We start from the raw sequence: 24,525 nt of genomic DNA, 5'->3' as shown, positions 1-24,525 counted from the left end.
CATGAACACCGAAGGAATCCCCATGATCTCCAAGCCCGGCCGCACGCTGTCCTGCGCACCAGCCGGGCGGCAGCTCCGGATCATCAGTGCGGCCCTGGCGGTGGTGCTGGCAGCGGGCCTCGGCGCATCCGCTCCGGGTTTTGCCGACGAACTTGAGGACCAGCAGGCAGCGCTGAAGGCCGAAGCGTCTAGGGTCCAGCAGTCCCTCGAATTCGTCGACGCCAAGATTTCCAAGGCGGCCGCGGACCTCGTTATGTTCCGCGGCCAGCTGCCTGGCGCCCAGCAGGCTCTGCTCGAGGCCCAAGGCCGGGTGGCGAGCGCCGTGAAGGAAGTGGAGGCATTGGCCGCCCGCGTCGACCTTGCCCAGCAGAACAAGGCGAAGATCACGCAGCAGCTTGATGCGGACAAACAGAAAATCGCCAGCACGAAGAAGCTGATTGGCCAGATCGCCACCCAGGCCTACAAATCCGGGGGAGTGCCCTCGAACCTGACTCTGTTCTTCGGGTCAAACAACACCGGCAGCCTCACCGACACGATTGACCTGGCAGACCAGGCCATGCGCAGCCAGAACTCGGCCATGGACAAACTGACCCAGCAGAACGCCACGAACGTGAACTCCCAGGCCCGACTGGAAGCAGTGGAGGCTGAGATCCGGGACCTCAAGGCCAGGGCTGACGCCGCACTCGCCAAGGAAAAGGTCGCACGGGACGAAGCAGCCGCCAAAAAGGCCAAAGTGGACAAGCTCATCGCGGACACGGCGCGCCTGAACCAGCAACTGGATGCTGCCAAGCCCGGGATCCAAAAGAAGCTTGCCACCGTCAAGGCACGTCAGCAGGCTGTCGCGGCAGAGATCGTTGAGCGGGACCGCAAGCTGCGCGAGGCCTGGCTGGCCGAACAGCGCCGCATCGCCGAGGCGGCCGCAGCGGCAGCCCGTGCCCGGGCCGAGGCCGAGGCCCGTGCCCGTGGTGACGCCGAAGCCGCTGCGCGGGCACGGATCGTGAGGCCCTACGTGCCGCCGGTACCCGGCCCGCCGTCGTCGTTTGGACTCCGCCACCCGTTCTCCAACGGCGTCCCGATCACCTCTGGTTTCGGATGGCGTGCAACGCCGCCGGGCACTGTCGATTTCTACGGCTCCGGCGGCTACATGCACACTGGCATTGACTTCGGCGCCAGCTGCGGCACCCCCGTGTATGCGCCGGCCGCGGGCACCGTTTTCTCCGCGGGCTGGGGCGATGACGGCGGCGGAAACAACGTCAAGATCTCCCACGGTGTGGTGCAGGGCAACTCGCTGACCACCATCTACTACCACAACGCCAGTGTGGTGGTGTCGGTGGGGCAGCAGGTCAGCCAGGGGCAGCTTATTGCCTACTCGGGGACCACCGGCAACTCCACCGGCTGCCACTCTCACTTCGAGACGTGGCTGAACGGTGAAGCCGTGGACCCGATGCGTTTGCTCTAGCGGGCCGGGTCTCAGGTTCCGGGCAGTCCACGCTGGGGCAGCCTGGGTGTGGACCGCCTGTCGTAGACTGGAGTGACTTTGCTCAGGGGACACCCGGGCAGCACATTTTCAAGATTTGAGGAGTTCTACCGTGCCGAAAGAAAGTGGCCGTAAGGTAGTGGCCACCAACCGGAAGGCCCGGCATGACTACCATGTCCTTGACACCTATGAAGCCGGGATAGCCCTGATGGGCACCGAAGTGAAATCCCTCCGCGAGGGCCATGCCTCCATGGTGGATGGGTTCTGCACCTTCTACAACGATGAGCTGTGGATGGAGGGCATCCACATCCCTGAGTACAACCAGGGAAGCTGGACCAACCATGCCGCACGGCGGCGCCGCAAGCTGCTGCTGCACCGCGAGGAGCTCATCAAGATTTCCCACAAGATCAGGGAGTCCGGCTTCACGGTGGTGCCCCTGCAGCTGTACTTCCTGGACGGCCGCGCCAAAGTCGAGATCGGCATTGCCCGCGGTAAAAAGGACTACGACAAGCGCCAGACCCTGCGTGAACAGCAGGACAAGCGTGAGGCCCTTCGCGTCATGAGGGAACGCAACCGCCGGTAGGAATTATTCGCGGCGATGATGCGTTATGATTGGTAGTCCGGCAGGAGTTCACGTTCCAGCCGGTTTGGTAACAGAATACGGGGATGATCGGTTTCGACGATGTTAGTCGCGACAGGTGAAGCGGGCCGAGGATGCAGAATTATCTCGTAAACGCTTTCTGCAAACCAATAAGTGCCGAATCTAAGCGCACTGACTTCGAACTCGCTGCTTAAGCAGTAGTTCAGTCCGTCAGCCCGGGGTTGCTATCGCCCCGGATCCTGGCGTCATTTAGATAGCCACTGCTGTTTGCTCCCGTCATCGGAGTAAACGGGACTTTTAGATGACTGGGCCCGGATCAGCCGCCTGTTTGCAGGACGGCTGGGGCCGAGAAAGTCCGACGCAAACTGCGCCCGGAGAAGCCCTGACAACACGACATCGGACGGGGGTTCAATTCCCCCCATCTCCACGTTTTGAAATTCTGAAGCAGCAGCCCGGACTTAGGTCCGGGCTGCTGCTGCTTAAGCCGGCAATCCGCCGTCCCTGATTGAGGCGGCGGGGGACTGTAGCTCAGCTGTTCACCCACGGCGTAGCCTTTCGGGGACTAGCCTGGCAGCCGGGCGGGTTGATTGATATAGCACTGCAACCTGCACCAGCCCGAACCGCCAAGGGAGGCGCGTCATGTCCACGGCGCCGGCACAGTCCTCAGGTCCTGACCGGGGCGACGAAGCCCTCGATGCCTATTCCGAAACTGTCATGCGTGTGGCCAGCACCGTGACCCCGCACGTAGCAGCCATCGAAATGACCGGCAACCGGCGCAACGGCCGGTTCCGGATCGGGGCCGGTTCGGCCGTACTCTTCACTGAAGACGGGTACCTGCTGACGAACGCCCATGTGGTTGCCGGGACCCAGAAGGGCCGCGCGGTCTTTGCTGACGGTTCCGGGACAGATGTGGAACTGGTGGGCGCGGACCCCCTGTCCGACCTCGCGGTAGTCCGCGGCCGCGCACCCCACGTGGCGCCCGCGGAGTTCGGCGACGCCGAATCACTGCGCGTGGGACAGTTGGTCATCGCAGTGGGCAATCCTCTCGGACTCAATGGCTCGGTAACCGCGGGTGTGGTCAGCGGCCTCGGCCGGGCCATTCCCGTATGGGCAGGCCGGAACCGCCGCGTGATTGAGGACGTCATTCAGACCGATGCGGCCCTGAACGCCGGCAGCTCCGGCGGTGCCCTGGCCGATGCGCGCAGCAGGATCGTCGGAATCAACACTGCCGTGGCCGGGGCTGGGCTGGGGCTGGCCGTGCCAATCAACAGGACTACGAGGCGGATCATCTCCGCGCTTTTGTCCGACGGACGGGTCCGCCGCGCCTATCTGGGCGTGGTCAGCACACCCATCAGGCTTGGCCCCAATGCCGTGGTCCGGACCGGGCAGCGCGAGGGGCTGCGCGTCGTCGAAGTCCTCGCGGGTTCGCCGGCAGAGACGGCAGGAGTGAAGGTGGATGATGTCCTGCTGCGGGCAGGCTCCCGTCCGGTGAGCAACGCTGAAAGCCTCCAGAAGCTCCTCTTTGCCGATGCCGTCGGCGTTCCCATGGTCATCGTGGTCCTCCGCGACGGCCACGAACTTGAGCTCACAGCCGTGCCCGCTGAAATGGACGATATGGGGTAGGCCTGCACCAGGAGCGGAGCCGGCAACAGGACGTGCTCAGGCAGCAGGAACGGAGTCGGACTCCGGCTCCGTTCCTGGTCGCGAATTGAGGGTTACCGACGCTTCTTCAGATGCGCCACGGGGTCCGCGGGTCCCTCGAGGGGTCCCTTGGCCTTTTTGTCCGCGCGTTTCTGTTTGATGGTCTTGCCCGCTTTTTTCTGCTGATGCGTATGTGGTGATTTGTCCGGCATGGCGCACTCCCTTGTACGAGGGGCAGGAGTGTGCCCCTCGTAGGTAAAATTACGCCTGTTCAGCCCCGAATGTAATGCCCGTCCCCACGCAGCTTCCCGGAGGAAGGCGCAGCCACTTCGGGAGTTCTAAAGGGTGCGGAGTTTAGCCCCGCACGTCGGAGATGCCGACGAAACGGCTGCCCACGCCGTCGAATTCGCTGCGGACGAACCCCGGAGCGGGCGGAGGAACGTCGGCCGGGCTGTGGTGACTGCAGCTTACGTAGGTGAAATCTGGCCACCACTTCTTAGGCCGGGCGGCTTCGGTGTATCCGCAGACCTCACAGCGCAGGTGAACCCAGACCGGCCTCTTCCCGGTACGGTTTGCCCGGGACTGCAGCAGCCACTGCGGGGGATTGTCCAGGATCTCGCCCAGTTCGGCTTCGGTCATCCGGCTGGGTATCCCGTGACGCTGGGCCATTTCCAAGGGTATGTCGAGGGCAATAGCCGCATCACGTCTGCTAATCATCACAGTCCACCATACGGTAAACGGCGTGCGGGAGCGCCCGCTGGCCGGCTCACCCGCCACTCACGGCGATCCCCGCCGCCGCGGCGCCGATGCCAGCCAGCAGGTTGACGCCGACATTGAGTGCCGCCGCGCCGTAACGGCCTTCGCTCACGAGGCGCACGGTGGCAGTGGTCCAGGAACTAAAGGTTGTAAGGCCGCCGGCCAGGCCGGTAGCGAGCGCTGCATGCCATTCCGCAGCGAGCATGCTGCTCAGGCCGATGGAAAGTCCGATGACAAAGGAACCAGCGACATTGACCACCAAGGTGGCCCACGGCCAATGGCGGCGGGGCGACGGCAGCCCGGCCAGCCAGCTGTCCACGGCAAACCGCAGGAGTGCACCGGCAGTGCCGAACAGGCCCACGAGCAGCGGAACCGTCAGAGAGGTCACGGCGTGCCCCCCTCGCCGGCAATCGCCTTGCCCGTTCTCCATCCCAACGCAGCCGCAGCAAGCCCGAGCAGGACTGACAGGACCAGGTAGGACATCCACACGGCGTGGAATCCGCCGCGCGCCAGCTGGTCAACCGAGGCCACCAGCGCGGAAAATGTGGTGAAGGAACCGAGCAGGCCGGGACCGATACCGGCCCTCAGCCAGAAGGAGGTGTGCGGCCGGGCAATCCATACGGTTGTTAGCATTCCAAGGACGAAGCTTCCGGCCACATTGATGGCGAGCGTTGTCCAGGGCACGCTGCCTGCCTGCTCCGGAAACAGGACGCCGAGCCCGTACCGCAGTTCGGTGCCGACAAGGCCTCCGGCAGCGACGGCGGCCCAGGCCTTCCAGCTGCGGCTGCCGGTTGTTTTCACCGCCGTGGCGCTGGTTTGCGGAGCTTTCATGCAGACGGAATTATCCGGCGTCGGCCATGAGGCAGCCCGGGTGCGCCGCATCGCTGTGGACCCACAGCGCGGACGCGACTTCGTCGGCCAGGTCAAAGCTGCGGCTGTTCCCGGTGGGGCCAATGCGCACCATCAGCGCACCCCCGAAGGGCTTGCGCCCCACGACTTCGACGTCGGAGTCCAAGTCAATCTCTTCGGAGGCAAGGTAGCGCAGCAGATCGGGATTCTCGTCGCTGATCCTGGTGATCCTGCCCGTGTGGCCGTCATCCAACTCGCTCATGCGGTGGGCAAGGGGCACCTGGACCGTGCCGTCGGCGGATGGAATCGGGTCCCCGTGAGGATCGCGGGTAGGATTCCCCAGCTTGGCGGCCATCCGCTCGATGAAGGTGTCGGAGACCGCATGCTCGAGGAGTTCGGCCTCATCGTGCACCTCATCCCAGCTGTAGCCGAGGTCCTGGACCAGGTAGGTTTCGATGAGGCGGTGCCGCCGGACCATGGAAAGCGCAAGACGCACGCCCTCAGGAGTCAGCGTGATGGCACTGTACGGCTTGTGCAGCACCAGCCCCTGGTCCTTGAGCTTGCGCACCATCTCCGAAACCGAGGAATTGGCCACGCCAAGGCGCTGGGCGAGCTGGGTGGAGGTAATGGGCTTGTCCTGCCACTCCGTAAAAGAGTAGATGACCTTGACGTAGTCCTCGATGGAGGAGGATGGCGTACTGGTCTTCACGGATCCAAGCCTACCCGGTGCGCGGTTGACGTCATGGCCTCAAGGCCCGCCATGTCTGGGTAAGGTACGGCAGCTGCAGCAGCTCGCCGTCGCTGTGGCCCAAATGTTCATGCAGGTACCAGTCAAGGTTGGCGGTGACCCTGGTGCGGGTGGCCTCGTTGGCTCTGAGATAGTAGCTCCGCGACTTGGCGAGCTCGACGATCTCGGCCGTGGTGACAGGATCCTCCCACCGGGTCAGATGGCTTTCCAGGCCGGTGAATTCCGGACCCAGCGGCGGGCGGAAGTGCGGCTTGTGGACGTCGCCGGCATGCATGATGCGTGAGAGCCGATGGACCCAAGGCGCTGAGGTGTCCAGCTGGTTCCAGACCAGGCCGAGAACGCCGCCGGGCCGCAGGATCCGGGCGATCTCGGTGCTGGCCAGCAGCGGGTCGCACCAGTGCCAGGCCTGGGCCACCGTGACGACGTCGAAGGCTGAGCCGGGAAGGCCCGTTTCCTCTGCTGTTCCCTCCAGCGTGTCCACGGCTGGGTACGAGCTGTGAAGCTGCTCAAGCATGTCAGATGACGGATCCACCGCGCTGACGCGCAGGCCGCGCTCCACCAGGAGGGCGGTGTACTTGCCCGTTCCCGCCCCGATGTCTGCGGCGGTGCGGGCGCCGGCGGGGATAAGCCAGTCGGCGGACTCGGCAGGGTAGCCGGGACGGACGCGGTGGTAGTGCTCGCCGCCGTCCTGGAAGCTTTGGCCCAGCTCCTGCCGGCGCCCGTGGTCGAGTTTGGGGCCACCCCGTGCCACGCGCAGTCTCCTTAGGGCAGGGCCGAAATTTTTACCCTTCGAATTTACCGCATCCGTGGCGGAGCCGCAGAACTCCGGAGCCGCAGAACCCCGGAGCCGCAGAACTCCAGCGCCGCAGAACTTTGCGGTTCAGTCCTGGTTGCAGGGCGCCGCGCCGGCGGTGCCGGGAGTGTTGGGTGCCCAGTGCGGGTAGGTCCGGGAGTCGTTGGCCGGAACCCAGCGCCCGGCATCCACCACGTAGTCCCAGCCGAGGCCGCTGCGGCGCAGCTGCTCGATGCCGGCGAGGAGGCGTTCTGCATCCTCCAGCCGCGAACCGACGCCAAAGCTGGCACGCAGCGAACCCGAGGGCAGGCCCAGGCGCTTCAGCAGCGGGTGGGCGCAGAAGCGGCCGTCGCGCAGCCCGACACCGTGCTCGGCGGAGAGGTAGGCGGCCACAAGTCCGGCGTCGTATCCCTCGACGGAGAAGTTGACTACCCCGATCGTGTCGTCCGGGTCGGTGTCGGAGAAGATCTGGTGGACCGTGACGCCTTCAATCTTCTGCAGGCCCACCACCAGGAAGGAACGGATGGCGGCCTCATGGGCGTGCCAGCTGTCCTGGTCAAGGGCAGCGATCACCTGGGTGGCGCGGGCGAGCGTGGCTGCACCCAGGACGTTGGGTGAGCCGCCTTCGTGGCGGGCGGGGCCGGTGGTCCAGCTGACGCCATCAATCCGGGCTTCGCTGACGGCGCCGCCGCCCGCAAGGTGCGGCGTTCCGGCGTCGAGCCAGTCAGGGCGTCCGACCAGAACGCCGGCGCCGAAGGGCGCGTAGAGCTTGTGGCCGGAGAAGGCGAGGTAGTCGACGTCGTCCGCGGCAATGTCGACGCGGCGGTGCGGCGCGAGCTGTGCCGCGTCCACCACGATCCGGGCGCCGAATTCGTGGGCCAGCGCCGCGAGGCGGCGGATCGGCAGGATCTCGCCGGTGACATTGGAGGCGCCGGTCACTGCGAGGAGGCTGACGTCGCCGTGCTGCAGTTCGGCCCGAAGGCTTTCAATTGTGGCCTCCAGGGAGTCTGAGGCCACCACGCTGCGGTGCGGAACACCCTGCCAGGGCAGCAGGTTGGCGTGGTGTTCGATGTCCAGATACAGGACTTCCCCGGTGTGGTGGTGGTCTTCCACGGGCAGGCAGCCGGCCAGCAGGTTCAGGGAATCCGTGGTGTTGCGCGTGAAGATCACGGAGTCGTCGGGGCGGCCGCCGACGAACTCGCGGACGATGTTCCGGGCGTTTTCATAAACGGACGTGCTGATCTGCGAGGCGTATCCGGCGCCGCGGTGCACGCTGGCGTAGAACGGCAGGATCTCGTTGAGGTAGGCGGAGACCACGGACAGCGCCGGGGCGGAGGCGCCGTAGTCGAGGTTGGCGTAGCGCACGTGGCCGCCCTGTATGAGCGGGGCCTGGATCTCGGCACCGGTCACTGCTGCCAGCGGCCGTCCGGCAGCGGCGAAGTGATCGTCGATCAGGCCTGCGACGGTGGAAGGGAAGGTTGCAATTGTCATGGGACCTCGCTGAGAAAGGGACCCCTGGTGACGGGGATCCGCGCTTGCCGTGTCCGTTCCGGATCGGCCTGGTCGTCACCCGGGGCACCCCACCGCGAATGGAGGGTTGCCGGCCAGCAAACCGGGGTTTTGCGCTGGCACTCGTGACCTGTAAAGAGCGTAGAACATCCTGCAGGCCGGTGAAAAAGACCGGCGCGAATGTTAAGCGGTTTGTTACGGAGTTCTTGTTTGTCGCCGATTGCCGAACTTACGACGGCGGGTGCGCACCTGAGGGGGCACCCGCCGTCGTAATATTCCGGTCAGACGGCTATTGCCGAACTAGAGCAGATCGTCCAGCTGCGGGTTGAGGCGCTTGAGGACCTCGGAATGAAGAATCGAGTTGGTGGCAAGCGCGTTGCCCCCAAAGGGTCCGTCCGTTCCCTCCAGCGAGGTGAAGCGGCCTCCGGCCTCGGTGACGATGGGCACCAGCGCAGCCATGTCGTACAGGTTCAGTTCGGGCTCGCATGCGATGTCCACGCAGCCTTCGGCCACCATGCAATAGGACCAGAAATCACCGAAGGCACGGGTGCGCCAGACCTCGTCGGTGAGCGCGAGGAAATCATCCAGGTTTCCACGCTCCTTCCAGCCGCCCAGGCTCGAGTAGGACAGCGATGCGTCGGAGAGCTTTGAAACGTTTGAGACCCTGAGCCGGGTGGCGGCCGCCAGGGAACGGCCCATGTACGCGCCCGCGCCCTTGGCTGCCCACCAACGCTTGCCAAGTGCCGGCGCGCTCACGACACCCACCACCGGTTCGCCCTCATCAACGAGGGCAATCAGGGTGGCCCAGACGGGCACTCCGCGGACGAAGTTCTTGGTCCCGTCGATGGGGTCGATGATCCAGCGCCGGGAGCCATGGCCCGAACTGCCGAACTCCTCGCCGAGCACGGCGTCGCGCGGCCGGGACCTGGACAGCTGGCCGCGGATCGACTCCTCTGCTGCTTTGTCGGCGTCCGTGACCGGCGTCAGATCCGGCTTGGTTTCGATCTGAAGGTCAAGGGCCTTGAACCGGCTCATGGTTTGGTCATCCACGGAATCCGCCAAGACATGGGCCAGGCGCAGATCATCGTTGTAGGTCGAAGCGGGTTGGGTCATGGTTCCAAACTACCGTCAAAGGACCGTGGGGGCGGGGATGTCAGGATGCCGGAGGCCCGGAGCGGGTCAGCCGACGGTGCCGAGTTCCTTCGTTTCCTGTGCCTCCGCGCGCGGATCGGTGCCCAGGAGCCGGCGCAGGGAGGCGAGCCGGGCGGGACCGGACGGTCCGGCATGACCGGCCTCGACCCAGGCGTCCACGCCGCAATTCACGGCAGTGGCATCGTGCTTGCAGCCCCGCTCACAGGTCTCGGTGCCGGGCTCAAGGTCGGGGAAGGAGTGCAGGATCCGGTCTGGATCCACGTGGGCCAGCCCGAAGGACCGGATGCCGGGGGTGTCGATGATCCAGCTTCCGGACGGCGCATCCGCCAGTTTCAGCGCAAGGGCCGACGACGACGTGTGCCGGCCGCGCCCGGTGACGGCGTTGACGCCGCCGGTCGCCCGCTCGGCGCCTGTCAGTGCGTTCACCATGGTCGACTTGCCCACCCCGGAGTGGCCCAGCATGACGGTGACCTTGCCGTCCAGATGCACGCGCAGCTGTGAGACCGCGTCCAGGTCGAGGCGGGCAGACAGCCCGTCGTCGGAGCGGGCGTCAATGCCCGACGCCGCCGAGTCAGCCGTGCGGCTGATGATGACGGGGAAATCGAGGTGCCGGTAGTTGTCCAGCAGCTCCGAGGGATCCTTGACGTCCGCCTTCGTGACGAGCAGCAGCGGCTCGATGCCGGCGTCGTATGCGGCCACCAGCGCACGGTCGATGAACCCGGTGCGGGGCTCCGGATTCGCCGCCGCAACAACCACCACCAGCTGGTCCGCATTGGCCACGACTGCCCGCTCGATGGGGTCGGTGTCGTCGGCGCTGCGGCGCAGCAGGGTCTTCCGTTCCTGGATCTTCACCAGTCGGGCCAGCGTGTCCGGGGCTCCCGAGACGTCGCCCACAAGGGACACGAAGTCGCCGGCAACCACGGGGGAGCGGCGGAGCTCCCGGGCGCGGGCCGCGATGACCGTCCGCTCATGTCCGGTGTCCTCGCCGACGACGGCCGTGTACCGCCCGCGGTCAACCGTGATGATGCGTCCGGTGACGGCATCCTCATGGCTGGGGCGGTCCTTGGTGCGCGGCCGCGACCCCTTCTTGTTCGGCCGGATCCGGACGTCCGATTCGTCCCAGGAGTCAGTCTTCCGTGCCACCGCTGGTCCCTGTGCCACTGCCGTCAGTGGCGTTGCCCGTTCCGGCGCTGCCCTGCGCGAGCATGTCCGCCCACAGCTGGGGGAAGTCAGGCATGGTCTTGGCCGTGGTGCCGATGTCCTGCACTTCGACGCCCCGCACTGCCAGTCCGAGAATCGCCCCGGCGGTGGCCATCCGGTGGTCCGCATAACTGCGCACCACGCCGCCGTGGAGCTTTGCGGGGCGGATGATCAGGCCGTCGTCGGTCTCCTCGGCGTCCCCGCCGAGCCGGTTGATCTCGGTGACCAGCGCTGCGAGCCGGTCGGTCTCGTGGCCGCGGAGATGGGCAATGCCGCTGAGCCGGGACGGCCCGCTGGCAAGCGCACAGAGTGCTGCCACTGTCGGTGCGAGTTCGCTGGTTTCAGCGAAGTCCGCCCCCCGGATCTCCCGGCCGCCGGAGACGGTGAGCGTGCCGCTGTCGAGGGTAACCGTGGCACCCATGTCCGGCAGGATAGTCCGCCAGAGGTCGCCCACCTGGGTGGTGCGTTCCGGCCAGTCCGGGATGCGCACTGTCCCGCCCGAGGCCAGGGCGGCCGCGAGGAAGGGGCCCGCGTTGGAGAGGTCCTGTTCGATCCGTTCATCGAAGGCCCTGATGGGTCCCGGACTCACGATCCAGTGGTTCGGGGTGGAGTCGTCCACGTCCACGCCGACCCCGCGGAGAACCGCCACTGTCATGTTGATGTGATCCAGGCTCGGCACGGAGGTGCCGGCGTGTTCCAGGTGCAGCCCGTCCGTAAAGCGTGCGCCCACCAGCAGCAGTGCCGAGACAAACTGCGATGATGCACTCGCGTCAATAACCAGATGCCCGCCCCGGACCTCCCCCGTCCCCTCAACGCGGAACGGCAGGGAGGACGGTGTCTCGCCGGGGGCGTTGGCTTCGCCATTGTCGCCGCGGACGGTGACGCCGAGCCCTGTCAGGGCCTCGATGATGGTTCCCATCGGGCGCTCCCGGGCATGGGGATCGCCGTCGAACACTGATACGCCCTTGCGCAGCGCGGCCAGAGGCGGCACAAAACGCATGACTGTTCCCGCCAGGCCGCAGTCGATGGCGGCGTCCGCTGCTTCCGCGGCAGCCGGGACCGGCGTCACTTCCAGGTCGGGGCCGAAGGCTCCGTCGCCGGGTACTTCGCGGACTTCGGCGCCGAGCCGGCGCAGTGCACCGATCATCAGGGCCGAATCCCGCGAGTGGAGCGGTGCCCTCAGACGGGATGGCCCGTCAGCCAGGGCGGCCAGCACGAGATACCTGTTGGTCAGTGACTTTGAGCCCGGGACGCGTACCGTGGCGTCGATGGGCTGCTCAGCGAACGGCGCGGGCCAGTGCGGAGCAGACCCGGCGTGGTCGGCGGAGCATTCCGTGATGGATCCGGTCATTCCTGCTTATGCCCCCACTGCATGGTCGACGGCCCTGCGGACTGCCTTGTCGGCCTTGTGCAGCTTCTTCCCGGTGGTCTTCCGCGCGTCGGCGGCCAGGTGGCTCGCGGTTTTCCGGGCGTCCGCGGCCAGGTGCTCGGCGCGCCAGGCCAGGCTCGGCTTGCCGGCCGTGTCGACGGAGGCCAGCAGCACGCCGCCGGTCAGGGTGACGTTCTTGAGCAGCTGGCTGCGGCGGGCTTCCCGGCCTTCCTTGCTGCTGATGTCCGCGCTGCGGTACTCCACGAACGCATTCAGGGCTGAGATGAGGGCCAGGAGGCTGGCCGACAGCCGGGCGAACTTGCCGGTAGCGAAAAGGACACCGGCGCCCACCTGGGTTCCGCCGATGACCCGGGCCAGGACCTTCTCATTGGTCTGAAAGGGAAGAGCATCGGCGGCGCGGCGCAGGAGGGGCGACAGCTGTTCCGCAGTGTCGTCACTATTCCTGAGCTTGTCCACGCCCGCGAGGACGAAACTTGAAGCCAGCATCGGCCGGGCGAGAAAACGGACAAAGGACATGAATTTCCTCCTGGATGGACGAGCCGCGGTGACTGCGGCGGAGTCGGTTCTAGTCTTGCACTTTTGCGGAATATTTGCCCGCCGGACGTCGTTGTGCAGTGCAGGTCGGGAGAGCCGTGGACATCAGTCCCCGGGCCGCCGCCGGGATTTAAGCACGGCTGGTGGCTATCGGGCAGCGCTGCCCCGCAGATGCGGGCTGTGGGCGCCCAGCCGGGGTCAGCCTTGGGCGCGTCCCGGGTAACGCCAGGGCGGGGGGCAGAGCCCGGCCGGGGCGGTGCCCGGAAAACGAAGTGGAGATGGAGCTTTGACATTGGTGAAAGACGCTGTGCAGCTGCAGGGCCCGATGGATATCGCGGTCCTGGGGCAGTTCGATGTGCCGCCGGAGGTATCAGCGCCCGTTAGCTTTGGTGCCGGCCCCGCTGCCGCTGCAGGAAAGTCCACTCCCAAGCCGGGGGCTGTTCCCCTCGTGACAGTAGACTTGAAAACAATGAGCACCGTGGATCCGGCCCTAGAGGCCACGCAACAGGACGCCGGCGACGGCACCGAAGACATCAGCACCTCGCAGGCCGCGGAGCAGGCGGAGGAGATTGATGTCGCCACCGAAAGCCCGGAAGCACGCCGGGCCCGGTTCGAGCGCGACGCCATGCAGTACGTGGACCAGCTCTATTCAGCGGCCATGCGCATGGCACGCAACCCGTCGGACGCGGAGGATCTCGTTCAGGAGGCCTATACCAAGGCTTTCTCGGCGTTCCACCAGTACAAGCCCGGGACCAACCTCAAGGCCTGGCTGTACCGCATCCTTACGAACACGTACATCAACCTCTACCGGAAGCGGCAGCGCGAGCCGCTGCAGTCCAATTCGGACACCATAGAGGACTGGCAGCTGGCCAGGGCCGAGTCGCACACTTCGAGCGGGCTTCGTTCGGCCGAGGTCGAGGCGCTCGACCACCTGCCCGACTCCGACGTGAAGCGGGCGCTGCAGGAGATCCCGGAGGAGTTCCGGCTGGCCGTTTACTTTGCAGACGTCGAGGGCTTCGCCTACAAGGAAATTTCAGACATCATGAACACCCCCATCGGCACGGTCATGTCGCGGCTCCACCGCGGCCGGAAGATGCTGCGGGACATGCTGGCGGATTACGCCGCCGAACGGGGATTCAAAGCTGCCGACCCCCAGGCGGCAGCAGAAAGCAACAAACAGGAGAACAGGAAATGAGCGACTGCCAGGGATTGGGCGATTGCGACGACGCCCGGATGCAACGCATCTACGAGTATCTGGATGGTGCGTTGACCCGCAGTGACATTGCGGAAATCAAGCATCATCTGGACGAGTGCCCGGAATGCACGGAGCAGTACGACCTTGAGTGCGTCATCCGCAACATGGTCAAGCGCTCCTGCACCGAAGCAGCTCCGGAAAACCTGAAGAACGCGATCCTGGACAGAATCCACAACATCCGGCCGGTTGACGCCTGATCCTCATTCCAAAGCGAAGTGCCCCCGAGACCGAATGGTCGCGGGGGCACTTCGTTTAAGCTTCGGTTCAAGCCGTGGCTTAGGTGTTGGGGCGCTTCCCGTGGTTAGCGCCGCCACGCTTACGGTCACGACGCTTACGTGCACGCTTGCTCATAGCTGGCCTCCTTAATATCGGTACTCGAAAGAGCTGCCCTCAAGTCTCCCACATCAGGGGACGCGCCGCGAAACCGGGGGAGCGCACCAGTGCTTTATTCCGGGGCATCCATTCCCAGCCACTGGAACCAGCCGCGGTGCAGCACCAGCCACGCCATCAGACCATATCCGGCCTGGCCCGGCGTGCCGCCGTTGGCCGCCAGATCCTGGCGCCACTGCTCGTGGTTGAGCAGGGGGGAGAAGGTGTCCACGTAGAAGTGCTTGCGGCGGGTGGTGACGTCGGCGAAGGCGGTGTTCAGTTCGCCCAGCCGGCGGTTCTGGGAGGGATCAAGCGTCGGAGGGGGTCCCACCACAAACACCTCGAGCCTCTTCTGGGTGGCGGAGTCAAGGATGTTGGCCAGGTTCAGCCTGCTGCGGGCGGTCGAGAGGCCGAATTCGACGTCCCGGCCCGAGAGCCCGATGACCAGCCGGTTTTCATGATGGTCGCTGAAGCGGCGGCCGGCTTCTTCCAGCCAGCGTGCGGCAAGGCCCTCGGTGCCTTCCTGGGGACAGGGAAGTGCGTAGCTCTCAACTGTCATGCCGTCCTGCGGTGTGCGGGCCAGGACGCGTCCCAGCCATCCCAGCGCCCGGGGATCTCCGAGACCGGCCAGCAGTTCATCTCCAACAGCTGCGATGCGCAGCTTCCTGTCTTCCACTACTACCTCTTCACTTATGTTGACGACGTGCCCTGGCTGCCGGAGCGCCCTGCAGAGGTTTCTCTCCACAGGCGCCTGCTCCGGCGGCCAGGGCGTCCCTGGCTCTGTCCATTAACTCATGCCGATTAAACAGAACTGCCCGGCGAAACGGTATGTCACCGTCCGGCCGGGCAGCTGCACTGCTACTTGCGCGCGAATGCCTGCTTCAGGAGCGTGTCCTGCTCGGCAGCGTGGCGCTTCATGGAGCCTGCCGCCGTGGAGGCCGAAGCCGGCCGCGACACGAGCCGGACCTTGCGGTCCAGCTCCTGCGGAAGGTTCAGGCCCATGTACGGCCAAGGGCCCTGGTTCGCCGGTTCGTCCTGCGCCCAGACCACTTCGGCGTTCGGGTACTTCGCCAGCTCCGCTGCGATCTCCTCGGCCGGCAGCGGGTAAAGCTGCTCGACGCGGATGATCGCCGTCGTCTTGTCGCCTGTCTTCTGCCGTGTGGACAGCAGGTCGTAGTACAGACGACCGGAGACGAGCAGGACGCGTTCGACGGCGTCCGCCTGCAGCTGCTCATGCTCACCGATCACGGGGCGGAAGCCGCCCGTCGTGAAGTCCTCCACGGCAGACGCGGCAGCCTTGAGGCGCAGCAGCTGCTTCGGGGTGAAGATGATGAGCGGCTTGCGCGGCCGGCTGTAGGCCTGGCGGCGCAGCAGGTGGAAGTGCGAAGCAGCCGTCGTGGGGTTGGCCACGATCATGTTCTCCTCGGCGCACATCTGCAGGAACCGCTCGATGCGTGCGGACGAGTGGTCCGGGCCCTGGCCTTCGTAGCCGTGCGGCAGCATCAGCACCAGCGACGAGCGCTGGCCCCACTTCTGCTCGGCGGAGGAGATGAACTCATCGATGATGGTCTGCGCACCGTTGACGAAGTCACCGAACTGGGCTTCCCACAGCACCAGCGCATCGGGACGCTCCACGGAGTAGCCATACTCGAAGCCCATGGCGGCGTATTCAGACAGCAGGGAGTCGTAGATCCACAGCTTCGCCTGGTTGTCGGAGAGGTTGCCCAGCGGCAGCCACTCGTGGCCGTTGGCGCGGTCGTGGAACACGGCGTGGCGCTGCACGAACGTACCGCGGCGCGAGTCCTGGCCGGCAAGGCGCACAGGTACGCCTTCCATGATGAGCGAGCCGAAGGCCGCGATCTCGCCGAAGCCCCAGTCGATGCCGCCTTCGCGGGACATCTGCTCACGCTTCTCGAGCAGTTGCTTGAGCTTGGCGTGGACCGTGAAGCCATCCGGGATTTCCAAGTGGGCCTTGCCGATGCGGGCGAGGGTGTCTGCCGAGATCGCCGTGGACACGGGGGCGTTGGTGCCGAAGTCAGACTGCTGGGCCTGCGGCCGTTCGATGTCCGACACTGCCGAGGAGTCAGCGGTGATGATCGGGATCGGGGAGGTCTGCGCCGCGTGCGTCTCAGCGAAGACACGCTCGAGGCGCTCCTGGTAGTCGCGGAGCAGCTGCTCTGCTTCTTCCTCGGTGATGTCACCGCGGCCGATCAGGGACTCGGTGTAGAGCTTGCGGACCGAGCGCTTCGCCTCGATGAGGTTGTACATGAGCGGCTGGGTCATCGAGGGGTCGTCGCCCTCGTTGTGGCCGCGGCGCCGGTAGCAGACCATGTCGATGACGACGTCCTTGTGGAACTTCTGGCGGAACTCGTAGGCGAGCTGGCCAACGCGGACCACTGCCTCGGGGTCATCGCCGTTCACGTGGAACACGGGCGCCTGGATCATCTTCGCAACGTCGGTCGAGTAGGTGCTGGACCGTGACGAGGACGGTGCGGTGGTGAAGCCAACCTGGTTGTTCACCACGACGTGGACGGTGCCTCCGGTGCGGTAACCGCGGAGCTGGGAGAGGTTGAGGGTTTCAGCCACAACGCCCTGCCCGGCGAAGGCTGCGTCACCGTGCACCATGATCGGCAGCACGGGGAATGCCTCACCCTGGTCCAAGCGGTCCTGCTTGGCGCGGACGATGCCTTCCAGCACCGAGTCCACAGCCTCGAGGTGCGAGGGGTTGGCCGCGAGGTAGACCTTGGTCTCGTTGCCGTTGTCCGAGGTGAACGTGCCCTCGGTGCCCAGGTGGTACTTGACGTCGCCCGAGCCCTGCACGGAGCGGGGGTCCTGGGTGCCTTCGAACTCGCGGAAGACCTGGGCGTAGGTTTTGCCGGCGATGTTGGTGAGCACGTTGAGGCGGCCGCGGTGGGCCATGCCGATGGCGACCTCGTCCAGGCCGTCGTCGGCTGCATCGGAAATGATCGAGTCCAGCAGCGGAATCAGGGATTCGCCGCCTTCAAGCGAGAAGCGCTTCTGGCCGACGAACTTGGTCTGCAGGAAGGTCTCGAACGCCTCTGCGGCGTTGAGCTTGGAGACGATGCGCAGCTGCTCTTCGCGGCTCGGCTTGGAGTACGGGTGCTCGAGCTGGTCCTGGAACCACTTGCGCTCTGCCGGCTCCTGAATGTGCATGTACTCGATGCCCGTGGTGCGGCAGTACGCGTCGCGGAGTACACCGAGGATGTCGCGGAATGCCAACTGGGGCTTGCCGCCGAAGCCGCCGGTGGGCCACTCACGGTCCAGGTCCCACAGCGTCAGGCCGTAGGTCAGGACGTCAAGGTCCGGGTGCTTGCGCTGCACGTACTCCAGCGGGTCGGTGTCCGCCATGAGGTGGCCGCGGACGCGGTAGGAGTGGATCAGCTGCTGGATCCGGGCGACCTTGTTGATCTGGTCCGACGGATCCACCTGCAGGTCCGCGCTCCAGCGCACCGGTTCGTAAGGGATGCGCAGGGATTCGAAGATCTCGTCGTAGAAGTTCTGGGCGCCGAGCAGGAGAGAGTGGACCAGCTTGAGGAACTCGCCGCTGCCCGCACCCTGGATGACCCGGTGGTCGTAGGTGGAGGTGAGGGTGAGGACCTTGCTGATGGCGTTGTGGGCGATGATCTTCTCGCTGGCACCCTGGAACTCGGCCGGGTAGTCCAGAGCACCGACGCCGATGATGGCGGCCTGGCCCTTGGAGAGACGGGGAACGGAATGAACAGTGCCGATGCCGCCGGGGTTGGTCAGGGACACGGTGGTGCCCTGGTGGTCCTCGGCTGTCAGCTTGCCGTTTCGGGCGCGCTTGATCAGGTCCTCGTATGTGTGCCAGAACTCGGAGAAGTTGAGGGTCTCGGCCTTCTTGATGTTCGGCACCATGAGCAGGCGGGTGCCGTCCGGCTTGGGCATGTCGATGGCGATGCCGAAGTTCACGTGGGCGGGCTGGACGGCGACCGGCTTGCCGTCCACCTCGTCGTAGTAGACGTTCATCGACGGGAACTGGGAAAGCGCCCGGATGACCGCGTAACCGATGAGGTGCGTGAAGGAGACCTTGCCGCCGCGTGCGCGGGCCAGGTTGGAGTTGATGACGACGCGGTTGTCGATCAGCAGTTTGGCCGGAATCGCACGGACGGACGTGGCCGTGGGGACCTCAAGGCTGGTGACCATGTTGGTCGCGATGGCTTTGGCCGGACCGCGGAGGACGGAGACGACGTCCTCCTCGGGCGCGGTGGGCGCCTTGACATTCTTGGGGAGCTGCGCCGGAATGGGCTGGGCGCCGGTGCCCGCCTCGGTCTTTTTGGCCCCGTCGCGGGCCACAGTTGCAGGTGCCTTCTTCGCCGGTGCGGCGGGAGCAGCCTGGGCAGGCGACGGTGCCTGCGGGGCTGCCGGGGCCTGGGCTGCGGAAGCAGGGGCTTTGGCAGGAGCCGGGGGTGCTACGACAGGCATTTCCCGCGTAGGCGGATGAGCCTGCGTGGTCGCCGTGCTCGGGGCACCGTTGGAAGATGGGCCGTTGCCGCTGTCAAAAGACTCAAACAGGGGCCACCATTTAGCATCAACCGTATTCTTGTCCTGCTGGTAACGCTCGTACAGTTCGTCAACGAGCCACTCGTTTCCGCCAAATTCCTCTGGTAGACGGTGGCTAGGCTGCTCTGGCACTTGAAATACGCCTCTTCCATGAGTTTGATTTCCCTCTGGTCGCCAAGGTGCCACGGCACAACAATCGAACCAGTTTCTGTGTCCTATGAACCCAGACCTTTGCCAGTCTAGTGACGTTCACGGGTTAACTGCCAATAAGGGTGATCCAAATCATGTAGCTACCGGATTGTGGCGAAAATCAGGTTAAAAGTCCGGTTCGAAGCGAGTGGAACCGACCTGTCCGGGTGCCCCGGAACGGCCCGGACGCGCTGCCTGCCGGGCCTCGCCTGCCGGCTCTGCGTACCGGCCTGCGCCGGTTGCAGGGGTACTCCTGTAAACTGCAATTCTTATGGACAGTAAATCTAGGTGCCGGCCTGGGGGCTGTCAGCGGGGCAGAATCAGCACCGCGGCACAGCCCGACCACAGCGCCGGCAAACCCCGTGCACGATCCCAACGTCCGTCTCTTCCCTTGACAGGGGCTTCCGGTGAGGCAGCGCCGCCAGCTGCCGACCAGCCTCCGCCTGGCCGCTCGCGAGCAAGCAGAGTCACCCGCATCCGCTGCGTCCTGCAGCTCAGGGCAGGTTGCTGAATGGAATGGCTTCTTGTCGGAGCAGGTTTGCTGCTCATTCTCGGCACCGGATTCTTCGTAGCTGTCGAGTTTTCACTGATTGCCCTTGACCAACCCACAGTGCAGCGCGCAGTGGACGACGGCGACACGGCTGCGGTTCCGCTGCTCAAATGCCTGAAGTCGCTGTCCACGCAACTGTCCAGCTGCCAGCTGGGCATCACGATGACAACCCTGCTGACCGGCTACGTGATGGAGCCATCGGTCGGTGCGCTGATCCATGCGCCGCTGACCGCAGTCGGGGTTCCCGAGGCCGTTGCGAAGTCTGTGTCGCTCATTCTCGCCATGGTGCTGGCCACGCTGCTGTCCATGCTGCTCGGCGAACTGGTCCCGAAAAACATGGCGATCGCGCTGTCCTTCCGCATTGGGCGGGCGCTGGCGCGTCCGCAGCTGATGTTCACGGCGATCTTCAAGCCCGCCATCATCCTCCTCAACGGCTTCTCGAACAAGGTGCTCAACGTCTTCGGCCTCGAAGCCAAGGAGGAGATTTCCGGAGCGCGGACCCCGGCGGAGCTGGCGTCCCTGGTACGCCGCTCCGCCGCCATGGGAACGCTTGATCCCGGCACGGCAAACTTCATCTCGCGGACGTTGAACTTCTCGGGGCGGACCGCGGCCGATGTCATGACACCGCGCATCCGCGTCGAGACCATTGACGCCGACCAGCCCGTTTCGGACATTCTCGACGCCGCCCGGCGCACCGGATATTCGCGCTTTCCCGTGATCGGCGACTCTGCCGATGACATCCGCGGCCTGGTCCATGTCAAGAAGGCGATTGCCGTGCCAGGGGAGCGGCGCCGCAACCTGGAGGCGGGGGCCATCATGACCGATGTTCTCCGTGTCCCGGAAACCATCCACCTCGACGCCCTGCTGGCAGAGCTCAGGGAAGGCAACCTGCAGCTGGCAGTAGTGCTTGACGAGTACGGCGGAACTGCCGGCATCGCCACCCTGGAGGACCTCGTTGAGGAGATCGTCGGAGAAGTGGCCGACGAGCACGACAGGGTGCGGCCGGGCCTGCTGCAAAGCGCCTCCGGCGACTGGTACTTCCCTGGCCTGCTGCGGCCCGATGAACTCTCAGAACAGATTCCCGGGCTGGCTGTGCCCGATGAGGCGGCCTACGAAACGGTGGGCGGCTACGTCATGAGCGAGCTGGGACGCATCCCCGCTGTGGGAGACACGGTGGACGTTGGCGGGGGGACGCTGAGCGTCACCCGGATGGACGGGCGCCGGGTCGACAGGATCTGCTACAAGCCGTACCCCGCGGGAGCGGACCATGCCTCCGCTCTCACCGGAACAGGAAGCGCCAGGACCCGAAGCGATAAGACCGGGAACGGGAAGCCCGCCAACGCGGCGTCCGGGAACGGCGCGATCAAGAATGGCGGGTCCAGGAGCAGTGTGTCGAGGAACAGTGTGTCCGGAAACGGAAAGCCGGGAAACAGCATGAAGCAGCGGAACGCAGCCCCGGCAAACCCGGGAGCCGGCTCTGCGGGGCCGGAAGCTGCAGGCTCCCGGAAGGCGGTGCCGCATGAGTGACTGGGCCGGACTTGTTTGGCTGGTGCTGCTGCTGCTGGGCAACGCCTTTTTCGTGGCGGCCGAGTTTGCCGTGATGTCGGCGCGGCGCAGCCAGATCGAACCCTTGGCTGAGGCAGGCTCCGGCCGTGCCCAGACCACGCTCCGGGCCATGGAAAACGTCTCGCTGATGCTGGCATGTGCCCAGCTGGGCATCACGGTCTGCTCGCTGCTGATCCTGCTCGTGGCCGAGCCGGCGATCCACCACCTGCTTGCCGTTCCGCTGGAAGCACTCGGCGTGCCCAAGGAGATTGCCGACGTCGGAGCTTTCGGCATCGCGCTGATGGCAGTGACGTTCCTGCACGTGACCTTCGGGGAGATGGTGCCGAAGAACATCTCGGTTTCCGTCGCTGACAAGGCGGCCCTGGTTCTGGCGCCGCCACTCATGTTCGTGGCGCGCATTGTGAATCCGGTGATCGTTACGCTGAACTGGTCCGCGAACCACATCCTCAAGCTGATGCGGATTGAGCCGAAGGACGAGGTGAACTCCTCCTTCACCCTCGAGGAAGTGCAGTCCATCGTGCAGGAGTCCACCCGGCACGGGCTCGTGGACGATGACGCCGGCCTTATCACCGGTGCGCTCGAGTTCTCGGAGTACACCGCCGCGGACGTCATGGTTCCTCTGGAGCGCCTGGTCTTGCTCAAAACCTCCGCGACACCGCTGGAGTTTGAAAAGGCGGTAAGCCGTACCGGTTTCTCCCGGTTCCCGATGGTGGACGATGACGGCATGCTGGCCGGCTACCTGCACATCAAGGATGTGCTCTCGATTCCGGAGTCAGGTTACGGGCATCCCATTGCCGAAAGCCGGATCAGGTCGCTGGCCAATCTGCCGCGGAACGCTGAGATAGAAAACGCCATGTCCGTCATGCAGCGCACCGGCTCGCACCTGGCGCGGGTCATTGGATCGGACGGCCAGACTGACGGCGTGCTGTTCCTGGAAGATGTGATCGAGCAGCTCGTCGGTGAAATCCGGGACGCAACCCAGGCCAAAGGTATCCGCCGGCTGGGTGCGCAAAACGGGGAGTAGCAAAGGCGCCGGGGAGTAGCAAGGCGCTGGGGGAAGCAAGACTCCCGGCGGCCTACTTCCCGGCGCCGGCCTTCCGGGCTGCACAGGCAGGGCACAGCCCATAAATCTCGACCGTGTGTGCCACCTCAGTGAAACCGTGCTCCTGGGCAGTCCGCGCGGCCCAGGTTTCCACGGCCGGGGCTTCAACTTCCACGGCTTTGCCGCAGCTGCGGCAGAGGAGGTGGTGGTGATGGCCGGTGACGGCGCAGCGGCGATAGACCGCCTCGCCGTCGCCGTTGCGCAGCACATCCACGAGGCCCTCGTCGGCAAGGGACTGCAGAATACGGTAGGCCGTGGCCAGGGAAACGGAGACTCCCTGGTTCTGCAGGATCCGGTACAGTTCCTGCGTGCTGACGAAGTCATGAAGCTCATCCAGGGCGGCGCTCACCGCAAGCCGCTGCTTCGTGACCCGTTGCTCTTTCCCGCCGGCCGCAACCAGAGGGGTCAGCGGCCTGCCGTCAGCGCTGGCGCCGTGTGGCATGAATGGACTCGCTTCGCTTAGGGGTACTTGCAGTGTCCAAGATTACCAGCCGACCGTCCGTGGCCATTGCCGTGGACACTGATTGGCGCCTTGCCTAGGCTGGCCGGATGAAGCTGACTAAATACACGCACGCCTGCGTCCGCCTCGAAAAGAACGGCGGCGTCCTGGTGATTGATCCCGGAACGTTCTCCGAAACGGCCGAGGCTTTGGACGGGGCGCGGGCAGTCCTGGTTACTCACGAACACAAGGACCACATCGACGTGGCGGCCGTGAAGTCTGCTCTGACGGAAAACCGAGAACTGGAGTTCTTCGCGCCGCTGGGAGTGGCCGACGCCCTGCGGATCGAAGCAGCCGATGCCTTGTCCCGCATCCACACCGTGGAGCCGGGAAAGTCGTTCGAAGCTGCCGGGTTTGATGTGAGGAGCTTCGGCGGGCAGCACGCCCTGATCCACCCGCAGATCCCTCTGGTTGCCAACATCGGCTACCTGGTGGACGGCAACGTTTACCACCCCGGCGACTCGTTCGTCATTCCGGACGGCATCAGCGTGCAAACCCTGCTGGTGCCCGTCCACGCGCCGTGGAACAAGGTCAGTGAAGTGGTGGATTTCGTCATTGGAGTGCGAGCGCCCCGGGCGTTCCCCATCCATGACGCGCTGCTCAACGGCACCGGCCTCGACCTGGTGGAAGGCCACGTCAAGCGGCTCGGCGCCAAGTACGGGACGGAGTACGCGCACCTGTCCGCACGGGAGTCCGTGGAGCTGTGAGCTACGGTTTCCAGTCGCCCGAATCGAAAAAGGCCCTGATGGTGTCCTCGTGCGGGCGGGGATCCAGCCCCTGCGCTGCCAGCCACTCCGGACTGTAATAGCTGCCCGCGTACCGGTCGCCGCCGTCGCACATCAGTGAAACGACGCTGCCCCGCTGGCCCTGGGCGATCATCTCCGCCACTAACTGCCAGACTCCCCACAGATTGGTGCCGGTGGAAGGGCCGGCGTGCAGGCCCGCCAGAGTGTGCAGGTGCCGCATGGCGGCAACGGACGCCGCGTCCGGCACCTGGATCATGCGGTCGATCACGGACGGCACGAAGCTGGGCTCCATGCGGGGCCGTCCGATCCCCTCGATCCGGGAAGGCCGGCCGGTGCTGAAGCTGGCCGCACCGCTCTGCCAGCCCGGATAGAAGGCCGAGTTTTCGGGGTCCACGACGGTCAGTTGCGTATCATGGCGGCGGTAGCGGAGGTACCGTCCGATCGTGGCGCTGGTTCCGCCCGTTCCCGCTCCCACCACAATCCACCGGGGGACCGGGTGTTCCTCCACAGCAAGCTGCCCGAAGATGGATTCGGCGATGTTGTTGTTGCCCCGCCAGTCCGTTGCCCGCTCGGCATAGGTGAACTGGTCCATGTAGTGGCCGTTGCTGGTCGCAGCCACCTCCGCTGCTGCCGCATAGACCTCGGATGCGTGGTCCACCAGCAGGCAGGCGCCGCCGAACTGCTCTATCAGCGCGATTTTTTCGGGGCTCGTGGTGCGGGCCATGACCGCGACAAAGGGAAGACCCAGCAGCTGGGCAAAGTAGGCTTCAGAAACTGCGGTGCTGCCGCTCGAGGCCTCCACAATCGTGGTGCCTTCCCTGATCCAGCCGTTGACCAGCCCAAACAGGAACAGCGAGCGGGCCAGGCGGTGCTTCAGGCTTCCGGAGCGGTGGGTGGACTCGTCCTTGAGGTACAGCTGGACGCCCCAGTGCTCCGGCAGCGGCACCGAATACAAATGGGTGTCCGCCGACCTGTTGTTCTCCGCGTCGATTTTGCGGATGGCTTCATCGGCCCACGCCCGGTCACTGCTGCCTGCTTTGCTCACCGGTTCAGCCTA

Annotated in this window: 23 protein-coding genes, 1 other RNA gene and 1 riboswitch; of the genes, 9 read left to right on the top strand and 15 right to left on the bottom strand. The window is 65.5% G+C overall.

What is annotated here, in order from left to right; genetic code table 11:
• The first annotated feature begins 1 nt into the window (after nucleotide 1).
• The 4 genes from ACIP9X_RS05500 (at nucleotide 2) to ACIP9X_RS05485 (ending at nucleotide 3,701) form a co-directional block, all read left to right on the top strand.
• A complete protein-coding gene (locus tag ACIP9X_RS05500; protein WP_400478721.1) occupies nucleotides 2-1,459 on the top strand; it encodes a peptidoglycan DD-metalloendopeptidase family protein in 1,458 nt (485 codons plus the stop codon).
• Nucleotides 1,460-1,589: 130 nt separating this feature from the next.
• Nucleotides 1,590-2,060, top strand: coding sequence for an SsrA-binding protein SmpB (gene smpB, locus ACIP9X_RS05495; protein WP_400478720.1), 471 nt, complete (start codon nucleotides 1,590-1,592; stop codon nucleotides 2,058-2,060).
• Nucleotides 2,061-2,139: 79 nt separating this feature from the next.
• Nucleotides 2,140-2,508: a transfer-messenger RNA gene (gene ssrA / locus ACIP9X_RS05490) on the top strand.
• Nucleotides 2,509-2,717: 209 nt separating this feature from the next.
• Nucleotides 2,718-3,701, top strand: a complete 984-nt coding sequence (locus ACIP9X_RS05485; RefSeq protein ID WP_400478719.1) for a S1C family serine protease — start codon at nucleotides 2,718-2,720, stop codon at nucleotides 3,699-3,701.
• Between the two features lie 372 nt (nucleotides 3,702-4,073).
• Here the strand turns inward: ACIP9X_RS05485 and ACIP9X_RS05480 are convergent, their stop codons facing one another.
• The 10 genes from ACIP9X_RS05480 to ACIP9X_RS05435 form a co-directional block, all read right to left on the bottom strand.
• The gene (locus tag ACIP9X_RS05480) at nucleotides 4,074-4,436 is read right to left on the bottom strand and encodes a hypothetical protein (RefSeq protein ID WP_400478718.1); all 363 of its coding nucleotides are present in this window, start codon (nucleotides 4,434-4,436) and stop codon (nucleotides 4,074-4,076) included.
• A gap of 49 nt (nucleotides 4,437-4,485) precedes the next feature.
• Complete coding sequence (locus ACIP9X_RS05475) at nucleotides 4,486-4,854, bottom strand: fluoride efflux transporter FluC (protein WP_400479045.1); 369 nt, start codon at nucleotides 4,852-4,854, stop codon at nucleotides 4,486-4,488.
• Between the two features lie 5 nt (nucleotides 4,855-4,859).
• Entirely contained in the window at nucleotides 4,860-5,306 is a 447-nt protein-coding gene (locus ACIP9X_RS05470) for a fluoride efflux transporter FluC (RefSeq protein ID WP_400478717.1), read from the bottom strand.
• A 10-nt stretch (nucleotides 5,307-5,316) separates the two neighbouring features.
• Nucleotides 5,317-6,033 (bottom strand): metal-dependent transcriptional regulator, encoded by a 717-nt coding sequence (locus ACIP9X_RS05465; protein WP_400478716.1) that lies wholly within the window; start codon nucleotides 6,031-6,033, stop codon nucleotides 5,317-5,319.
• A 31-nt stretch (nucleotides 6,034-6,064) separates the two neighbouring features.
• Nucleotides 6,065-6,823 (bottom strand): class I SAM-dependent methyltransferase, encoded by a 759-nt coding sequence (locus tag ACIP9X_RS05460; protein WP_400478715.1) that lies wholly within the window; start codon nucleotides 6,821-6,823, stop codon nucleotides 6,065-6,067.
• Nucleotides 6,824-6,952: 129 nt separating this feature from the next.
• Nucleotides 6,953-8,356: an aminotransferase class V-fold PLP-dependent enzyme gene (locus ACIP9X_RS05455; protein WP_400478714.1), complete on the bottom strand. Its 1,404-nt coding sequence runs from the start codon at nucleotides 8,354-8,356 to the stop codon at nucleotides 6,953-6,955.
• Nucleotides 8,357-8,391: 35 nt separating this feature from the next.
• A riboswitch (SAM riboswitch) is annotated at nucleotides 8,392-8,505 on the bottom strand.
• 169 nt (nucleotides 8,506-8,674) lie between these two features.
• Entirely contained in the window at nucleotides 8,675-9,487 is an 813-nt protein-coding gene (hisN, locus tag ACIP9X_RS05450) for a histidinol-phosphatase (protein WP_400478713.1), read from the bottom strand.
• Between the two features lie 66 nt (nucleotides 9,488-9,553).
• Complete coding sequence (locus ACIP9X_RS05445; RefSeq protein WP_400478712.1) at nucleotides 9,554-10,669, bottom strand: ribosome small subunit-dependent GTPase A; 1,116 nt, start codon at nucleotides 10,667-10,669, stop codon at nucleotides 9,554-9,556.
• Complete coding sequence (aroA, locus tag ACIP9X_RS05440; RefSeq protein WP_400478711.1) at nucleotides 10,653-12,077, bottom strand: 3-phosphoshikimate 1-carboxyvinyltransferase; 1,425 nt, start codon at nucleotides 12,075-12,077, stop codon at nucleotides 10,653-10,655. The genes ACIP9X_RS05445 and aroA overlap by 17 nt, the downstream gene beginning before the upstream one ends.
• A gap of 6 nt (nucleotides 12,078-12,083) precedes the next feature.
• A complete protein-coding gene (locus ACIP9X_RS05435; protein ID WP_400478710.1) occupies nucleotides 12,084-12,632 on the bottom strand; it encodes a DoxX family protein in 549 nt (182 codons plus the stop codon).
• 304 nt (nucleotides 12,633-12,936) lie between these two features.
• On the opposite strand from ACIP9X_RS05435, the gene ACIP9X_RS05430 reads away from it, so the two are divergent.
• Nucleotides 12,937-13,845 carry a sigma-70 family RNA polymerase sigma factor gene (locus ACIP9X_RS05430; RefSeq protein WP_400478709.1) on the top strand — a complete coding sequence of 303 codons (909 nt, stop codon included), beginning with the start codon at nucleotides 12,937-12,939 and terminating at the stop codon, nucleotides 13,843-13,845.
• Entirely contained in the window at nucleotides 13,842-14,102 is a 261-nt protein-coding gene (gene rsrA, locus ACIP9X_RS05425; RefSeq protein ID WP_400478708.1) for a mycothiol system anti-sigma-R factor, read from the top strand. Before ACIP9X_RS05430 ends, rsrA begins: the two co-directional genes overlap by 4 nt.
• Before the next feature lie 79 nt (nucleotides 14,103-14,181).
• Here rsrA and ACIP9X_RS05420 read toward each other — a convergent pair whose 3' ends face one another.
• From ACIP9X_RS05420 to ACIP9X_RS05410, 3 genes are all read right to left on the bottom strand, one after another.
• Nucleotides 14,182-14,256, bottom strand: coding sequence for a 50S ribosomal protein bL37 (locus ACIP9X_RS05420; RefSeq protein ID WP_369299106.1), 75 nt, complete (start codon nucleotides 14,254-14,256; stop codon nucleotides 14,182-14,184).
• A gap of 94 nt (nucleotides 14,257-14,350) precedes the next feature.
• Nucleotides 14,351-14,950 carry a GDSL-type esterase/lipase family protein gene (locus ACIP9X_RS05415; protein ID WP_400478707.1) on the bottom strand — a complete coding sequence of 200 codons (600 nt, stop codon included), beginning with the start codon at nucleotides 14,948-14,950 and terminating at the stop codon, nucleotides 14,351-14,353.
• Between the two features lie 182 nt (nucleotides 14,951-15,132).
• The gene (locus ACIP9X_RS05410; protein ID WP_400478706.1) at nucleotides 15,133-18,948 is read right to left on the bottom strand and encodes a multifunctional oxoglutarate decarboxylase/oxoglutarate dehydrogenase thiamine pyrophosphate-binding subunit/dihydrolipoyllysine-residue succinyltransferase subunit; all 3,816 of its coding nucleotides are present in this window, start codon (nucleotides 18,946-18,948) and stop codon (nucleotides 15,133-15,135) included.
• A 568-nt stretch (nucleotides 18,949-19,516) separates the two neighbouring features.
• Between ACIP9X_RS05410 and ACIP9X_RS05405 the strand changes: the two genes are divergently transcribed.
• Both ACIP9X_RS05405 and ACIP9X_RS05400 read left to right on the top strand, forming a co-directional pair.
• Complete coding sequence (locus ACIP9X_RS05405; protein WP_400478705.1) at nucleotides 19,517-21,082, top strand: hemolysin family protein; 1,566 nt, start codon at nucleotides 19,517-19,519, stop codon at nucleotides 21,080-21,082.
• Nucleotides 21,075-22,145, top strand: coding sequence for a hemolysin family protein (locus ACIP9X_RS05400; RefSeq protein WP_400478704.1), 1,071 nt, complete (start codon nucleotides 21,075-21,077; stop codon nucleotides 22,143-22,145). The genes ACIP9X_RS05405 and ACIP9X_RS05400 overlap by 8 nt, the downstream gene beginning before the upstream one ends.
• Before the next feature lie 52 nt (nucleotides 22,146-22,197).
• Here the strand turns inward: ACIP9X_RS05400 and ACIP9X_RS05395 are convergent, their stop codons facing one another.
• On the bottom strand, nucleotides 22,198-22,665 hold the full coding sequence (locus ACIP9X_RS05395) for a Fur family transcriptional regulator (protein ID WP_400478703.1): 468 nt from the start codon (nucleotides 22,663-22,665) through the stop codon (nucleotides 22,198-22,200).
• Nucleotides 22,666-22,772: 107 nt separating this feature from the next.
• On the opposite strand from ACIP9X_RS05395, the gene ACIP9X_RS05390 reads away from it, so the two are divergent.
• Nucleotides 22,773-23,429, top strand: coding sequence for an MBL fold metallo-hydrolase (locus ACIP9X_RS05390; RefSeq protein WP_400478702.1), 657 nt, complete (start codon nucleotides 22,773-22,775; stop codon nucleotides 23,427-23,429).
• Between the two features lies 1 nt (nucleotide 23,430).
• On the opposite strand, the gene ACIP9X_RS05385 is transcribed toward ACIP9X_RS05390, so the two are convergent.
• Nucleotides 23,431-24,513 (bottom strand): PLP-dependent cysteine synthase family protein, encoded by a 1,083-nt coding sequence (locus ACIP9X_RS05385; RefSeq protein ID WP_400478701.1) that lies wholly within the window; start codon nucleotides 24,511-24,513, stop codon nucleotides 23,431-23,433.
• Between the last annotated feature and the right edge of the window lie 12 nt (nucleotides 24,514-24,525).

This window comes from Arthrobacter sp. NPDC093125, from assembly GCF_044754225.1.
Taxonomy (GTDB): Bacteria; Actinomycetota; Actinomycetes; order Actinomycetales; family Micrococcaceae; genus Arthrobacter.
Note: the sequence above shows the minus strand (reverse complement) of the source record. Positions and strands in the feature narration are given on the sequence as shown.

Bases quoted from the DNA above. Each gene is read 5' to 3' on its own strand.
- ACIP9X_RS05500 (WP_400478721.1), top strand. From the start codon at position 2: ATGAACACCGAAGGAATCCCCATGATCTCCAAGCCCGGCCGCACGCTG.
- ACIP9X_RS05485 (WP_400478719.1), top strand. From the start codon at position 2,718: ATGTCCACGGCGCCGGCACAGTCCTCAGGTCCTGACCGGGGCGACGAA.
- ACIP9X_RS05480 (WP_400478718.1), bottom strand. From the start codon at position 4,436: ATGATTAGCAGACGTGATGCGGCTATTGCCCTCGACATACCCTTGGAA.
- ACIP9X_RS05470 (WP_400478717.1), bottom strand. From the start codon at position 5,306: ATGAAAGCTCCGCAAACCAGCGCCACGGCGGTGAAAACAACCGGCAGC.
- ACIP9X_RS05455 (WP_400478714.1), bottom strand. From the start codon at position 8,356: ATGACAATTGCAACCTTCCCTTCCACCGTCGCAGGCCTGATCGACGAT.
- hisN (WP_400478713.1), bottom strand. From the start codon at position 9,487: ATGACCCAACCCGCTTCGACCTACAACGATGATCTGCGCCTGGCCCAT.
- aroA (WP_400478711.1), bottom strand. From the start codon at position 12,077: ATGACCGGATCCATCACGGAATGCTCCGCCGACCACGCCGGGTCTGCT.
- ACIP9X_RS05435 (WP_400478710.1), bottom strand. From the start codon at position 12,632: ATGTCCTTTGTCCGTTTTCTCGCCCGGCCGATGCTGGCTTCAAGTTTC.
- rsrA (WP_400478708.1), top strand. From the start codon at position 13,842: ATGAGCGACTGCCAGGGATTGGGCGATTGCGACGACGCCCGGATGCAA.
- ACIP9X_RS05405 (WP_400478705.1), top strand. From the start codon at position 19,517: ATGGAATGGCTTCTTGTCGGAGCAGGTTTGCTGCTCATTCTCGGCACC.
- ACIP9X_RS05400 (WP_400478704.1), top strand. From the start codon at position 21,075: ATGAGTGACTGGGCCGGACTTGTTTGGCTGGTGCTGCTGCTGCTGGGC.
- ACIP9X_RS05395 (WP_400478703.1), bottom strand. From the start codon at position 22,665: ATGCCACACGGCGCCAGCGCTGACGGCAGGCCGCTGACCCCTCTGGTT.
- ACIP9X_RS05390 (WP_400478702.1), top strand. From the start codon at position 22,773: ATGAAGCTGACTAAATACACGCACGCCTGCGTCCGCCTCGAAAAGAAC.